This is a genomic window from Streptomyces sp. NPDC048696 (assembly GCF_043198895.1).
Lineage (GTDB): Bacteria > Actinomycetota > Actinomycetes > Streptomycetales > Streptomycetaceae > Streptomyces.
Genome location: NZ_JBICVJ010000009.1, coordinates 23,024 through 37,059, shown reverse-complemented (window position 1 = coordinate 37,059; position 14,036 = coordinate 23,024). Strand labels below are relative to the sequence as shown.

General features: G+C 71.1%; 12 protein-coding genes. 10 read left to right on the top strand and 2 right to left on the bottom strand.

Going from position 1 to position 14,036, the window contains the following annotated elements; all coding sequences use genetic code 11:
• The 6 genes from secF to ACGFRG_RS20045 all read left to right on the top strand — a co-directional run bounded on the left by secF (position 1) and on the right by ACGFRG_RS20045 (position 7,317).
• Positions 1-1,110, top strand: a complete 1,110-nt coding sequence (secF, locus tag ACGFRG_RS20070; protein WP_361430244.1) for a protein translocase subunit SecF — start codon at positions 1-3, stop codon at positions 1,108-1,110.
• Positions 1,107-1,649, top strand: a complete 543-nt coding sequence (locus ACGFRG_RS20065; protein ID WP_361430243.1) for an adenine phosphoribosyltransferase — start codon at positions 1,107-1,109, stop codon at positions 1,647-1,649. Before secF ends, ACGFRG_RS20065 begins: the two co-directional genes overlap by 4 nt.
• 169 nt (positions 1,650-1,818) lie before the next feature.
• A complete protein-coding gene (locus ACGFRG_RS20060; protein ID WP_361430241.1) occupies positions 1,819-4,296 on the top strand; it encodes a bifunctional (p)ppGpp synthetase/guanosine-3',5'-bis(diphosphate) 3'-pyrophosphohydrolase in 2,478 nt (825 codons plus the stop codon).
• Positions 4,297-4,388: 92 nt separating this feature from the next.
• Positions 4,389-5,753 (top strand): serine/threonine-protein kinase, encoded by a 1,365-nt coding sequence (locus ACGFRG_RS20055; protein ID WP_393265659.1) that lies wholly within the window; start codon positions 4,389-4,391, stop codon positions 5,751-5,753.
• Positions 5,754-5,804: 51 nt separating this feature from the next.
• Positions 5,805-6,182, top strand: coding sequence for a hypothetical protein (locus ACGFRG_RS20050; RefSeq protein WP_361430239.1), 378 nt, complete (start codon positions 5,805-5,807; stop codon positions 6,180-6,182).
• On the top strand, positions 6,163-7,317 hold the full coding sequence (locus ACGFRG_RS20045) for a caspase family protein (RefSeq protein WP_361430237.1): 1,155 nt from the start codon (positions 6,163-6,165) through the stop codon (positions 7,315-7,317). Before ACGFRG_RS20050 ends, ACGFRG_RS20045 begins: the two co-directional genes overlap by 20 nt.
• Before the next feature lie 96 nt (positions 7,318-7,413).
• Here ACGFRG_RS20045 and ACGFRG_RS20040 read toward each other — a convergent pair whose 3' ends face one another.
• Both ACGFRG_RS20040 and ACGFRG_RS20035 read right to left on the bottom strand, forming a co-directional pair.
• Positions 7,414-8,643: a DUF349 domain-containing protein gene (locus ACGFRG_RS20040; RefSeq protein WP_393265655.1), complete on the bottom strand. Its 1,230-nt coding sequence runs from the start codon at positions 8,641-8,643 to the stop codon at positions 7,414-7,416.
• A 175-nt stretch (positions 8,644-8,818) separates the two neighbouring features.
• Positions 8,819-9,604 carry a peptidylprolyl isomerase gene (locus ACGFRG_RS20035; protein WP_393265652.1) on the bottom strand — a complete coding sequence of 262 codons (786 nt, stop codon included), beginning with the start codon at positions 9,602-9,604 and terminating at the stop codon, positions 8,819-8,821.
• A gap of 148 nt (positions 9,605-9,752) precedes the next feature.
• Here ACGFRG_RS20035 and ACGFRG_RS20030 point away from each other — a divergent pair, with 148 nt between their 5' ends.
• From ACGFRG_RS20030 to ACGFRG_RS20015, 4 genes are all read left to right on the top strand, one after another.
• On the top strand, positions 9,753-10,463 hold the full coding sequence (locus ACGFRG_RS20030; RefSeq protein WP_361430233.1) for an MBL fold metallo-hydrolase: 711 nt from the start codon (positions 9,753-9,755) through the stop codon (positions 10,461-10,463).
• A gap of 14 nt (positions 10,464-10,477) precedes the next feature.
• A complete protein-coding gene (gene hisS / locus ACGFRG_RS20025; RefSeq protein ID WP_361430232.1) occupies positions 10,478-11,740 on the top strand; it encodes a histidine--tRNA ligase in 1,263 nt (420 codons plus the stop codon).
• A 177-nt stretch (positions 11,741-11,917) separates the two neighbouring features.
• Positions 11,918-12,559, top strand: a complete 642-nt coding sequence (locus ACGFRG_RS20020) for a vitamin K epoxide reductase family protein (RefSeq protein ID WP_361430231.1) — start codon at positions 11,918-11,920, stop codon at positions 12,557-12,559.
• Between the two features lie 80 nt (positions 12,560-12,639).
• The gene (locus ACGFRG_RS20015; protein WP_361430230.1) at positions 12,640-13,992 is read left to right on the top strand and encodes a replication-associated recombination protein A; all 1,353 of its coding nucleotides are present in this window, start codon (positions 12,640-12,642) and stop codon (positions 13,990-13,992) included.
• The last annotated feature ends 44 nt before the right edge of the window (positions 13,993-14,036 follow it).

Genomic DNA, 14,036 nt, shown 5'->3' with positions numbered 1-14,036 from the left:
ATGTCGCGACTCGGTCATCTCGGCGCCCGGCTCTACCGCGGTGAGGTCGGCTACGACTTCGTCGGCAAGCGGAAGATCTGGTACGGAATCTCGATCCTGATCACCATCACGGCCATCCTGGGCCTTGCGGTGCGGGGTCTGGTCATGGGCATCGAGTTCAAGGGCGGTGCCGTCTTCACCACCCCGAAGACCAGCGTCTCGGTCTCCGCGGCGGAGGGCTACGCCAAGTCGGCCTCCGGCCACGACGCGATCGTCCAGAAGCTCGGCAACAAGGGTCTGCGCATCCAGATCACCGACATCGACACCGCGAAGTCGGACCAGATCAAGACCGAGCTCTCCAAGGACCTCAAGGTCCCGGCCGAGGACATCAACGCCGACCTGGTCGGCCCCAGCTGGGGCGACGAGATCGCCAACAAGGCGTGGACCGGCCTGATCGTGTTCATGGTCCTCGTGGTGATCTACCTCGCGATCGCCTTCGAGTGGCGCATGGCGCTCGCGGCCCTGGTCGCGCTGATCCACGACCTCACGATCACCGTCGGTGTGTACGCGCTGGTCGGCTTCGAGGTCACCCCGGGCACCGTGATCGGTCTGCTGACGATCCTCGGCTACTCCCTCTACGACACCGTCGTCGTCTTCGACGGTCTCAAGGAGGGCGGCAAGGGCATCACCAAGCAGACCCGTCTCACCTACAGCGAGATGGCGAACAAGAGCCTCAACGGCACCCTGGTGCGTTCCATCAACACCACGGTCGTCGCGCTGCTCCCGGTGGCGGGCCTGCTGTTCATCGGTGGCGGTGTCCTGGGCGCCGGCATGCTGAACGACATCTCGCTGTCGCTGTTCGTCGGCCTCGCGGCCGGTGCGTACTCGTCGATCTTCATCGCCACGCCGCTCGTCGCCGACCTCAAGGAGCGCGAGCCGCAGATGCAGGCCCTCAAGAAGCGGGTGCTCGCCAAGCGGGCGGCGGCCGCCGCCAAGGGCGAGTCCGCCGACGAGCCGCAGGACGCGGTGCCCGGGGCGGACGAGGACGCCGATGACGCGGCCGAGACCGCCGGTGCGGTCGTCGGGCAGCGCCGTCAGCCCTCCCGCAACAACCGGGGGAAGCGGCGATGACGGTCTCCACCCGCGAGCTGCTGCTCAGCCGCATCCGTGACGTACCGGACTACCCGAAGCCGGGCGTGCTGTTCAAGGACATCACGCCGCTGCTCGCGGACCCGGAGGCGTTCACGGCCCTGACCGACGCCCTCGCCGAGCTGTGCGTCCGGCACGGCGCGACGAAGATCGTCGGCCTGGAGGCGCGCGGCTTCATCCTGGCGGCCCCGGTCGCCATCCGCTCCGGCATCGGCTTCATCCCCGTGCGCAAGGCGGGCAAGCTCCCCGGAGCGACGCTCTCGCAGGCGTACGAGCTGGAGTACGGCACGGCGGAGATCGAGGTGCACGCCGAGGACCTGGCCGCGGGCGACCGCGTCATGGTGATCGACGACGTGCTGGCCACCGGCGGCACCGCCGAGGCCTCCCTGGAGCTCATCCGGCGCGCCGGGGCCGAGGTCGCGGGCGTCGCGGTGCTCATGGAGCTCGGCTTCCTGGCCGGGCGCAACCGGCTGGAACCCGCCTTGCGCGGGGCCCCGCTGGAGGCTCTCATCACGCTCTGACCAGGGCAGCGAACACGCGGAGGCGGGTGCCGGAGGAATCCGGCACCCGCCTCCCGTGTTTCCCAGGTACGACCCGTCCCACCCGCTCGGCACGAAGGTGTCGGCGGGGATCGATACCATGGCCTTTCCGGGCCTGACCGGGGGACCCGGATCTGCACGAGGAGCGCTCTTGCCAGACGAGGCCCAGCCACTCTCCGTCGAGCGGCCCGACCAGCAGGCCGAGCAGGCCACGGCGGCCGCCGCCGCGCCCCAGCAGCCCGCGGTGGAGCCCAAGCCCGCCGCGCCCCAGCGGCCCCTCGCCAAGGCCCCGGCCCCCAAGCCCACGCCCCCCGCGGGCTCCGTCTCGCGCTCGGGCGGCTCCTCGAACCGGGTCCGCGCCCGCCTCGCCCGGCTCGGTGTGCAGCGCTCCTCCGCGTACAACCCGGTCCTGGAGCCGCTGCTGCGGATAGTGCGCAGCAACGACCCCAAGATCGAGACCGCGACGCTGCGCCAGGTCGAGAAGGCCTACCAGGTCGCCGAGCGCTGGCACCGCGGCCAGAAGCGCAAGAGCGGCGACCCGTACATCACCCACCCGCTCGCCGTCACCACGATCCTCGCCGAGCTGGGCATGGACCCGGCGACGCTGATGGCGGGGCTGCTGCACGACACCGTCGAGGACACCGAGTACGGCCTGGACACCCTGCGCCGTGACTTCGGCGACCAGGTGGCCCTGCTCGTCGACGGCGTCACCAAGCTCGACCGGGTGCAGTTCGGCGACGCGGCGCAGGCCGAGACGGTCCGCAAGATGGTCGTGGCCATGGCCAAGGACCCGCGCGTCCTGGTCATCAAGCTCGCCGACCGGCTGCACAACATGCGCACCATGCGCTACCTCAAGCGGGAGAAGCAGGAGAAGAAGGCCCGCGAGACGCTGGAGATCTACGCTCCGCTGGCGCACCGCCTGGGCATGAACACCATCAAGTGGGAGCTGGAGGACCTCGCCTTCGCGATCCTCTACCCCAAGATGTACGACGAGATCGTACGGCTGGTGGCCGAGCGGGCGCCCAAGCGCGACGAGTACCTGGCCATAGTGACCGACGAGGTCCAGTCCGACCTGCGCGCCGCCCGCATCAAGGCGACCGTCACCGGACGCCCGAAGCACTACTACAGCGTCTACCAGAAGATGATCGTCCGCGGCCGTGACTTCGCGGAGATCTACGACCTGGTGGGCATCCGTGTCCTGGTCGACACCGTCCGCGACTGCTACGCGGCGCTCGGCACGGTGCACGCGCGGTGGAACCCGGTCCCCGGCCGGTTCAAGGACTACATCGCGATGCCCAAGTTCAACATGTACCAGTCGCTGCACACGACGGTCATCGGGCCGAACGGCAAGCCCGTCGAGCTCCAGATCCGTACGTTCGACATGCACCGCCGCGCCGAGTACGGCATCGCCGCGCACTGGAAGTACAAGCAGGAGGCCGTCGCCGGTGCCTCCAAGGTGCGTACCGACGTGCCGAAGAAGGCCGGCAAGGACGACCACATCAACGACATGGCGTGGCTGCGCCAGTTGCTCGACTGGCAGAAGGAGACCGAGGACCCCAGCGAGTTCCTGGAGTCCCTGCGCTTCGACCTGTCCCGCAACGAGGTCTTCGTCTTCACCCCGAAGGGCGACGTCATAGCGCTCCCGGCGGGCGCGACGCCGGTGGACTTCGCGTACGCGGTGCACACCGAGGTCGGCCACCGCACCATAGGCGCACGGGTCAACGGGCGGCTCGTGCCGCTCGAATCCACCCTGGACAACGGCGACTTGGTGGAGGTCTTCACCTCCAAGGCGGCCGGCGCCGGACCCTCGCGCGACTGGCTGGGCTTCGTCAAGTCGCCGCGCGCCCGCAACAAGATCCGCGGCTGGTTCTCCAAGGAGCGCCGCGACGAGGCGATCGAGCAGGGCAAGGACGCCATCGCGCGCGCCATGCGCAAGCAGAACCTGCCGATCCAGCGCATCCTCACCGGCGACTCCCTGGTCACCCTCGCCCACGAGATGCGCTACCCCGACATCTCGTCGCTTTACGCGGCGATCGGCGAGGGCCATGTGGCGGCCCAGGGCGTCGTGCAGAAGCTGGTGCAGGCGCTCGGCGGCGAGGAGGCCGCCAACGAGGACATCGCCGAGTCGGCGCCGCCCTCGCGCGGCCGCAGCAAGCGCCGCGCCAACGCCGACCCGGGCGTGGTGGTCAAGGGCGTCGAGGACGTGTGGGTCAAGCTGGCCCGCTGCTGTACGCCCGTCCCCGGCGACCCGATCATCGGCTTCGTGACCCGCGGCAGCGGTGTCTCGGTGCACCGCGCGGACTGCGTCAACGTGGACTCGCTCTCCCAGCAGCCGGAGCGGATCCTGGAGGTCGAGTGGGCACCCACCCAGTCCTCGGTCTTCCTGGTCGCCATCCAGGTCGAGGCCCTGGACCGCTCCCGGCTCCTGTCGGACGTCACCCGCGTCCTGTCCGACCAGCACGTCAACATCCTGTCGGCGGCCGTCCAGACGTCCCGCGACCGGGTGGCCACCTCGCGCTTCACCTTCGAGATGGGCGACCCCAAGCACCTCGGGCACGTCCTGAAGGCCGTGCGGGGAGTGGAGGGCGTGTACGACGTGTACCGGGTGACCTCGGCACGCAGGCCGTAACTCCCTTCCGGGCCCCCCGACTTGCCCGATCCCCTTGCTGAGCATGGGAGTTGAGGGTGATGATCGGGGGACTCGGGCACAGGGGGGGTGCGATGGCCGGGCCGACCGTGATCGACCAGCGGTACGAGCTGCTCACACAGCTGGGCTCCGGCGGCATGGGCGAGGTGTACGAGGCCATGGACACCGCGCTCGGGCGGCGCGTGGCCGTGAAGATGATCAAGTCCGACCTCGCCGGTTCCGAGATGCGTGTCCGCTTCGACCGCGAGGCGCGCGCCCTGGCCCGGATCGCCCACCCCAACACGGTCGTCGTCCACGACGTGGGCCTCCACGGCGACGCGCCCTTCCTCGTCATGGAGCTCCTGGAGGGCGTGGACCTGCGCGCCCTGATCGACGCGGAGACCCGGCTGCCGCACGCGCTCGTACGAGCCATCGCCAGCGGGATGTGCGCGGGACTCGGCGCCGTGCACGAGGCGGGCATCCTGCACCGGGACGTCAAGCCCGGCAATGTGCACCTCACCCGCACCGGCCGCGTCGTCCTCCAGGACTTCGGCATCGCCCACCTGCTCGACAACACCTCCCGGCAGACCGTCACGGGGATGGTGGTGGGCACGCCCGCGTACCTGGCGCCGGAAGCCGTGCGCGGCGACAACCCCGGGACGTACACGGACCTGTACGCCCTCGGCGTCTGCCTGTACGAGATGCTGTCCGGTACCCAACCCCTCGGCGGTGAGTCGGTGGTGGCGGTCCTCTACAAGATCCTCCAGGAGACGCCGCCCCCGCTGAAGGGGATGCCGGGCATCCCGGACGACCTCGCCGACCTGGTCGCCGACCTGATGGCCAAGGACCCGGCCGCGCGGCCCACCGCGGCGCAGACCCAGGAGCGGCTGCGCTGCCCGCCGAACGCGGCCGAGCTGATCGACGAAGCGGTCACCGAATACCTGCGCAGGTGGGCCGTACAAGACTTCGGGCCGCCCGCGTCGCAGGCCCCCACCATCGGACCGCCCGCGTCCCAGGGCGCCCCCTCCTGGCTGCCCCCCGAGCCCCAGGGCACCGGCGGCTTCCACGACCGCGCCGAGCGCACCGGGGTGGGCTTCCCGCAGTCCCCGCAGCCCGCGGCCGTCCCGGACGGGCGCCCCGCCACCTCGGTGCTGGCGCTCAGCGGTGCCACCAGGAACCAGATCCTGCGCGCGATGACCCCGTCCGTCGCCGAGGCCCGCCAGCGCGAGGCCGTCAACCTGGTGCTGCGCGGCTCGCTGGAGGAGGCCATCGGCTTGCTGAGCACGGTGGCGGACGTCAGCCGCGTCTCCCTCGGCCCCGCTCACCCCACCACGCTGACCTGCGTGTACTGGCAGGGCGTGTGCCTGGCCCGGCTCGGCGCGGGCCCCGAGGCGGTGGCCAAGTTCGCGGAGGTGTCCGCGGCGGTGACACCCGTGCTCGCCGCACGCGAGCGCGAATGACGCGGCTCGCGCACTGCGAAAGACCGATCGTTGAAGGGAACCGAGGAACCGGTGTCGAAGATCGAGATCCGGGTGAGCGGCGCCGCCGACCCCGAGGCGGAGCTGCGTTCACTGCTGCGGTGGCTGCACGTGGACGAGGCGGTGGGCCACGCCGTGCACGGCACGCTCGGCAGCTCGGCGCCCGCCGACCCCGAGCACATGGGCACCCTGCTCGACGTCATGTCGCTGGTGGTGAGCGGCGGGCTCTCGGCGGGCCAGCTGGCGCTCGCCGTCGACCAGTGGCGCACCGCCCGCCGCGCCTCCCCGCGCGTCCTCGTGCGCAGGGGCGCGGTGGAGATCGAGATCGACGGGGCCGACCCGGCCACGATCGCGCGGATCACCGCACTGCTGGCGGGTGAGGAGCACTCCGGTGACGGCGGATCTGCCTGACCCCTCGGCGTCGGCCGCCGTACTGATCGGCACCGCCGGATACGCGCACCTGCCGCAGCTGCCCGCCGTGGAGTCCAACCTCGCGGACCTTGCGGAGGTCCTGCGCGACTCCACGGTCTGGGGGCTGCCCCAGGCGCACACCCTGACGGTGGCCGAGCCGGAGACCCCGGCCGCCCTCCTCGACCCGGTGTACGCGGCCGGCGAGCGGGCGCGGGACACGCTGCTCGTCTACTACTGCGGCCATGGTCTGCGGGACTCCGAGTCGGCGGATCTGTACGTGGCCCTGACCGGCTCGCGCGAGGGCGCCGGGTACACGGCGGTCGAGTACCGCCATCTGCGCTCCGCGATCCTCGCCTCCCCGGCCCGGCGCAAGATCGTCGTGCTGGACTGCTGCTTCAGCGGACGCGCGGCCCGCACCCTCAGCAGCCCCAACGCGCTCGCCGCACAGGCCGGGATCCAGGGCGCGTACGTCCTCACCGCCTCCCCGAAGGACCATGTGGCGCTCGCCCCGGACGGGGAGCGGCACACCGCCTTCACCGGGGAGCTGCTGCACGTCCTGAGCCAGGGGCTGCCGGACGCGCCGGAGACCCTGGATCTGGAGACCCTCTACCGGGCCGTCGACGCCCGGCTCGGCGCCCGCAACCGGCCGCGCCCGCAGCGCAGCCAGGAGAACGACGTGGGGCGCCTGCCGCTGGTGCGCAACCGCGCCAAGGCCTCCCCGGGCGTCCCGGCGGGGCCGGTGATCGACGCCGAGGTCGAGGCGGCGATGATCTCCTCGGGGCTCCAGCTGGCCCGGCTGCTCAGAGCGGAGGGGCGCGGTAGGGACGCGCTGCCGGTGCTGCGGATGATCCTGCGGAACCGGGTGCCGGACGCGGAGGGCGACGGCGTCACCGTCCATCTGGAACTGGCCGAACTGCTCACCGAGTCGGGCCAGGACGACCAGGCGATCGAGGTCCTGGAAGGCGCCTTCCAGCTCACCCACAAGCGGTTCGGCCCCGAGGCCCTCACGGTCTGCCGCCGCCTGGCCGAGCTGTTGCAGTCGGCCGGCAACCACAGCCAGGCGTGCGATGTGCTGCGGCACGCGCTCGACACCCTGGAGCGGGGGAGCCGAGGCGCGGGCCCGGCCGCCCAGTGAGGCCGACGGCGACCAGGGCGCCCGGGGCGGGAGACGCCGAGGGCCCGGCCGTGACATCACGGCCGGGCCCTCCTGCGTACACCGTCGGGAACGGCGTCAGCCGCCGAACTCCTCCAGGCCCTTCAGCGCCTGGTCGAGCAGCGCCTGGCGGCCCTCAAGCTCCTTGGCGAGCTTGTCGGCCCGGGCGTTGTTGCCCGCCGCGCGCGCCGCGTCGATCTGGCCGCGCAGCTTGTCGACCGCCGACTGGAGCTGGCCCGTCAGACCCGCGGCACGCGCGCGTGCCTCCGGGTTGGTGCGGCGCCACTCCGACTCCTCGGCCTCCTGCAGCGCCCGCTCCACGGCGTGCATCCGGCCCTCGACCTTCGGACGCGCGTCACGCGGTACGTGGCCGATGGCCTCCCAGCGCTCGTTGATGCCCCGGAAGGTGGCGCGAGCCGCCTTCAGATCGGTCACCGGGACGAGCTTCTCGGCCTCGACGGCCAGCTCCTCCTTGAGCTTCAGGTTCTCGCTCTGCTCGGCGTCACGCTCCGCGAAGACCTCGCCGCGCGCGGCGAAGAAGACGTCCTGGGCGCCGCGGAAGCGGTTCCACAGCTCGTCCTCGGCCTCGCGCTGGGCGCGGCCCGCCGCCTTCCAGTCCGCCATCAGCTCGCGGTAGCGGGCGGCCGTGGTGGCCCAGTCCGTCGACGACGACAGCGCCTCGGCCTCGACGACCAGCTTCTCCTTGAGCTTGCGGGCGTCCTCGCGCTGCGCGTCGAGCGACGCGAAGTGCGCCTTGCGGCGCTTGGAGAACGCCGAGCGCGCGTGCGAGAAGCGGTGCCACAGCTCGTCGTCGGACTTCCGGTCGAGCCGGGGCAGGCCCTTCCAGGTGTCCACGAGCGCCCGCAGCCGCTCGCCCGCCGAGCGCCACTGCTCGCTCTGCGCCAGCTCCTCGGCCTCGGCGACCAGCGCCTCCTTGGCGTGCTTGGCCTCGTCGGTCTGCTTGGCCTTCTGGACCTTGCGCTCCTCGCGCCGCGACTCCACGGTCTCGACGAGCTTGTCGAGCCGCCCCCGCAGCGCTTCGAGGTCGCCGACCGCGTGATGCTCGTCCACCTGCGTGCGCAGGTGGTCGATCGCGGTCTGCGCGTCCTTCGCCGACAGGTCGGTGGTCTTCACCCGCCGTTCGAGGAGGCCGATCTCGACAACCAGGCCCTCGTATTTGCGCTCGAAGTAGGCCAGGGCCTCCTCGGGAGTCCCCGCCTGCCACGATCCGACGACGACTTCGCCCTCGGCTGTACGCACATACACGGTGCCCGTCTCGTCGACGCGGCCCCACGGGTCGCTGCTCACAGCGCCTCCTCCACATGATGCCGACGCGAGGGGTTCGGCCCTCGTGGCATCGTCCACAGTTTCCGGGACGGGCCTCGCCCGCCCTCCACAACGCGTTTGTCACCGCGCTGCACAACGCCAATCTAGGCGACTTGCCGCCCGGCTGTCCGCACTCAGCGCGGCCGAATTCCGCGGGTCAGTCCTTGTTGACGGTGGCCTTGGTGATGGTGACCGCCGTCTTCGGAGCGCCGTCCCCGGCGCCGCCCGCGACCCCGGCCTTCGCCACGTCCTCCACGACCTTCAGCCCGGCCGCGTCGATCTTGCCGAACGGCGTGTAGCTGGGCGGGAGTTTGCTGTCCTTGTAGACGAGGAAGAACTGGCTGCCGCCGGAGTGCGGCTGGCCGGTGTTGGCCATGGCGACCGTGCCCGCCGGGTAGGTCACCATGCCGTCCGCGCCCGCCTTGCCGAGGCCCGTCAGGTTCTCGTCCGGGATCGTGTAGCCGGGGCCGCCGGTGCCGTCGCCCTTCGGGTCGCCGCACTGGAGCACGTAAATGCCCTGGGTGGTGAGGCGGTGACACTTCGTGTTGGTGAAGTAGCCCTTGTCGGCGAGGGACTTGAACGAGTTGACGGTGTGCGGCGTCTTCGCCGCGTCCATCGTGAAGGCGATGTCACCGGCGCTGGTCTTCAGCGCCATCGTGTACCCGGCCTTCTGGTCGATCGCCATTTTCGGCTCCGGCGCGGACTCCTTGCTCGCCGAGGGCGTCGGGGCGTCGGAGGGCGCCGCCGCGTCCGACTTCTTGTCGTCGCTGGAGAAGGCGCCCGAGGCGAAGGCCACCCCGCCCGCCGCGACGACCACCGCGAGGGTCGCCGCGATGATCGTGTTACGTCGCTTCGCCTTGCGCCGGGCCGCCTCGCGGCGCTGCTGCTGACGCTCGAACTTCTCCCGGGCGAGCTGGCGCCGGCGCTGATCGCTGCTGACCACCGGTGGTCTCCTTGTGCGGTCTAGGGGGTACGGAATCGTGTACGCGCGGACTGTGCCCGTACCGTATATGGGTTCGCTGTGACGGGAGCAGCGCCGGTAGGCTCTGAACAGCCGCAATCACCCGTCGTACGAGAAACTGAGGACGATCGTGCTCATTGCCGGGTTCCCCGCCGGGGCCTGGGGGACCAACTGCTACCTGGTCGCCCCCGCCGCGGGCGAGGAGTGCGTGATCATCGACCCGGGCCACCAGGCGGCCCAGGGCGTCGAGGAAACGCTGAGGAAGCACCGGCTGAAGCCCGTCGCCGTCGTCCTCACCCACGGCCACATCGACCATGTCGCCTCGGTCGTCCCGGTGTGCGGAGCCCATGACGTGCCGGCGTGGATCCATCCCGCCGACCGCTTCATGATGAGCGACCCGGAGAAGGCGCTGGGGCGGTCCATCGGCGCCCAGCTGATGGGCGAGCTGACCATCGGCGAGCCGGACGACGTCAAGGAGCTGACCGACGGTGCCAAGCTCCCGCTCGCCGGCCTGGAGCTGACCGTGTCGCATGCGCCCGGCCATACCAAGGGGTCGGTGACGTTCGGGCTGCCCGAGGCGGAGGACATTCCTCCGATCCTGTTCTCGGGCGACCTGCTCTTCGCCGGCTCCATCGGACGCACCGACTTCCCCGGCGGCAGCCACGTCGAGATGCTTGAGTCGCTGGCCCGTGTGTGCCTGCCGCTCGACGACTCGACCGTGGTGCTGTCCGGCCACGGCTCCCAGACGACCATCGGCCACGAGCGCGCCACCAACCCGTATCTGCGGCAGGTGGCCGCCGCCCCGGGAGAGGGCATCGCCTCTCCCCGACGAGGAATGTGACGAGAAGCTTCCCCATGAGTACCTTCCAGGCCCCCAAGGGCACCTACGACCTGCTGCCGCCCGACTCGGCCCGTTTCCTCGCGGTGCGCGAGGCCATCGCGGCGCCCCTGAAGCGGTCGGGCTACGGCTACATCGAGACCCCGGGCTTCGAGAACGTCGAGCTCTTCGCGCGCGGTGTCGGCGAGTCGACCGACATCGTGAGCAAGGAGATGTACGCCTTCGAGACCAAGGGCGGCGACCGCCTCGCCCTGCGCCCCGAGGGCACCGCCTCCGTGCTGCGCGCGGCCCTGGAGGCCAACCTGCACAAGGCGGGCAACCTGCCGGTCAAGCTCTGGTACTCGGGCTCGTACTACCGCTACGAGCGCCCGCAGAAGGGCCGTTACCGCCACTTCTCGCAGGTCGGTGCCGAGGCGATCGGCGCCGAGGACCCGGCGCTCGACGCCGAGCTGATCATCCTGGCCAACGACGCGTACCGCTCGCTCGGCCTGCGTGACTTCCGCATCCTGCTGAACTCGCTGGGCGACCAGGAGTGCCGTCCCGTCTACCGGGCCGCCCTCCAGGACTTCCTGCGCGGCCTCGACCTCGACGAGGACACCCTGCGCCGCGCCGAGATCAACCCGCTGCGCGTCCTCGACGACAAGCGGGACGCGGTGCAGAAGCAGCTGGTGGGCGCGCCGCTGCTGCGCGACTACCTGTGCGACGGCTGCAAGGCGTACCACGAGGAGGTCCGCGACCTCCTGAACGCCGAGGGCGTCGCCTACGAGGACGACCCGAAGCTGGTGCGCGGCCTCGACTACTACACGCGGACGACCTTCGAGTTCGTCCACGACGGTCTGGGCTCGCAGTCGGCGGTCGGCGGCGGCGGCCGCTACGACGGCCTCTCCGAGATGATCGGCGGCCCCGCGCTGCCGTCGGTGGGCTGGGCGCTCGGCGTCGACCGTACGGTGCTGGCCCTTGAGGCCGAGGGCGTCACGCTCGACATCCCCTCCGCGACCAGCGTGTTCGCCGTGCCGCTCGGCGAGGAGGCCAAGCGAGTCCTGTTCGGCGTGGTGTCCCGGCTGCGCAAGGCGGGGATCGCGACCGACTTCGCCTTCGGCGGCAAGGGCGTCAAGTCCGCCATGAAGTCGGCCAATCGCAGCGGTGCCCGGTACACGCTCGTCGCGGGCGACCGCGACCTCGCCGAAGGCGTCGTCCAGCTCAAGGACATGGAGTCCGGCGATCAGACGGCCGTGCCCCTGGAGAACGTCGTCGACGCGATGCGCGAACGGCTCGCGTGATCAACGGGCCGGACAGCGACGGCTGTCCGGCCCGTCCCGCGCTCTCCTGAGCCGTCAACTCCGGTCCCGCGGGTACGCCCTTATGCCGAACGAACGGTGGGCACCGGCGCGTGTACGGCACAATGAGCCTGCCCGCAGGCCCCTTGTGGCCCACGACTCGACTGACGGATCGGCGTGATGAGCAAGACGACGACAGCCAAGGACAGTGTCTCCTCCGGTCCCGACGGGGCGGACGGCCCGCGCGGCGTCGGCGGGAGCCGCGCGTTCGCCTGGCTCCTGGTGATCACCGGGGCCGCCGGACTGCTCGCGGCCTGGGTCATCACGATCGACAAGTTCAAGCTGCTCGAAAACCCGAACTTCACGCCGGGGTGCAGCCTCAACCCGGTCGTGTCCTGCGGCAACATCATGAAGAGCGACCAGGCGTCGGCCTTCGGGTTCCCCAACCCGATGCTGGGTCTGGTGGCGTACGGCATCGTGATCTGCGTCGGTATCAGCCTGCTCACCCGGGCCCGCTTCCCGCGCTGGTACTGGCTCACCTTCAACGCGGGCACGCTCTTCGGCGTCGGATTCTGCTCCTGGCTGCAGTTCCAGTCGCTGTACCGGATCAACTCGCTGTGCCTGTGGTGCTGCCTGGCGTGGGTCGCCACCATCGTCATGTTCTGGTACATCACGTCGTTCAACGTCCGCCACGGCTTCCTGCCCGCGCCGAACTGGCTGAAGAGCTTCTTCGGCGAGTTCACCTGGGTGCTGCCGGTGCTGCACGTCGGGATCATCGGGATGCTGATCCTGACCCGCTGGTGGGACTTCTGGACCAGCTGACCGGCCCCGTACGACCCTTCTGACCAGGTGTTTTCCCGGCACTGACCGCGTTGTCAGCGGCGTGGCATAGGGTTCTTGACGTGGAGCCCGACCTGTTCACCGCAGCCGCAGAGGACCGCCAGGAGAAAGACCCGGCAGGAAGTCCCCTGGCCGTCCGGATGCGCCCGCGCACCCTCGACGAGGTGGTCGGGCAGCAGCATCTGCTCAAGCCCGGCTCGCCGCTGCGGCGCCTGGTGGGGGAGGGGAGCGGCGGTCCCGCCGGACCCTCGTCCGTGATCCTCTGGGGCCCGCCCGGCATCGGCAAGACGACGCTCGCGTACGTGGTGTCGAAGGCGACCAACAAGCGCTTCGTCGAGCTCTCCGCGATCACCGCGGGCGTGAAGGAAGTGCGGGCCGTCATCGACGGCGCCCGCCGGGCGATCGGCGGCTTCGGCAAGGAGACCGTCCTCTTCCTCGACGAGATCCACCGCTTCTCCAAGGCCCAGCAGGACTCACTGCTGCCGGCCGTGGAGAACCGCTGGGTCACCCTGATCGCGGCGACCACGGAGAACCCGTACTTCTCGGTGATCTCCCCACTGCTCTCACGTTCCCTGCTGCTCACCCTCGAACCGCTCACCGACGGCGACCTGCGCGATCTGCTGCGCCGGGCGGTCACCGAGGAGCGCGGGCTCGGCGGCGCGGTGACGCTCCCCGAGGACGCCGAGGCGCATCTGCTGCGCATCGCGGGCGGCGACGCGCGCCGCGCGCTCACCGCCCTGGAGGCGGCGGCGGGTTCGGCGCTCGCCAAGGGCGAGCCGGAGGTCACGCTCCAGACGGTCGAGGAGACCGTCGACCGGGCGGCGGTGAAGTACGACAAGGACGGCGACCAGCACTACGACGTGGCGAGCGCCCTGATCAAGTCCATCCGGGGCTCGGACGTGGACGCGGCGCTGCACTATCTGGCGCGGATGATCGAGGCGGGCGAGGACCCCCGGTTCATCGCCCGCCGCCTGATGATCTCGGCCAGCGAGGACATCGGCCTCGCCGACCCCACGGCGCTGCCCACGGCGGTCGCCGCCGCCCAGGCGGTCGCGCTGATCGGCTTCCCCGAGGCGGCCCTCACCCTCAGCCACGCCACCATCGCGCTCGCCCTCGCCCCGAAGTCGAACGCGGCGACGAACGCGATCTTCGCGGCGATGGCGGACGTCCGGGCGGGCCTGGCCGGCCCCGTTCCGCCGCATCTGCGCGACGGCCACTACAAGGGCGCGGCCAAGCTCGGCCACGCCCAGGGGTATGTGTACCCGCACGACGTGCCCGGCGCGATCGCGGCCCAGCAGTACGCCCCCGACGCGGTGGCCGACAAGCGCTACTACGAGCCGACGCGGTACGGCGCGGAGGCGCGGTACGCGGACGTGGTGGAGAAGGTCAGGGAGCGGCTGGGGCGGGGCGAGTAGCCGTCCGGGAGCAGGGGCGCGGGCGGGTGGCCCGGCCGACGGCG

Coding starts and splice junctions, on each gene's coding strand:
- secF (WP_361430244.1), top strand. CDS start 1: ATGTCGCGACTCGGTCATCTCGGCGCCCGGCTCTACCGCGGTGAGGTC.
- ACGFRG_RS20055 (WP_393265659.1), top strand. CDS start 4,389: ATGGCCGGGCCGACCGTGATCGACCAGCGGTACGAGCTGCTCACACAG.
- ACGFRG_RS20065 (WP_361430243.1), top strand. CDS start 1,107: ATGACGGTCTCCACCCGCGAGCTGCTGCTCAGCCGCATCCGTGACGTA.
- hisS (WP_361430232.1), top strand. CDS start 10,478: ATGAGTACCTTCCAGGCCCCCAAGGGCACCTACGACCTGCTGCCGCCC.
- ACGFRG_RS20020 (WP_361430231.1), top strand. CDS start 11,918: ATGAGCAAGACGACGACAGCCAAGGACAGTGTCTCCTCCGGTCCCGAC.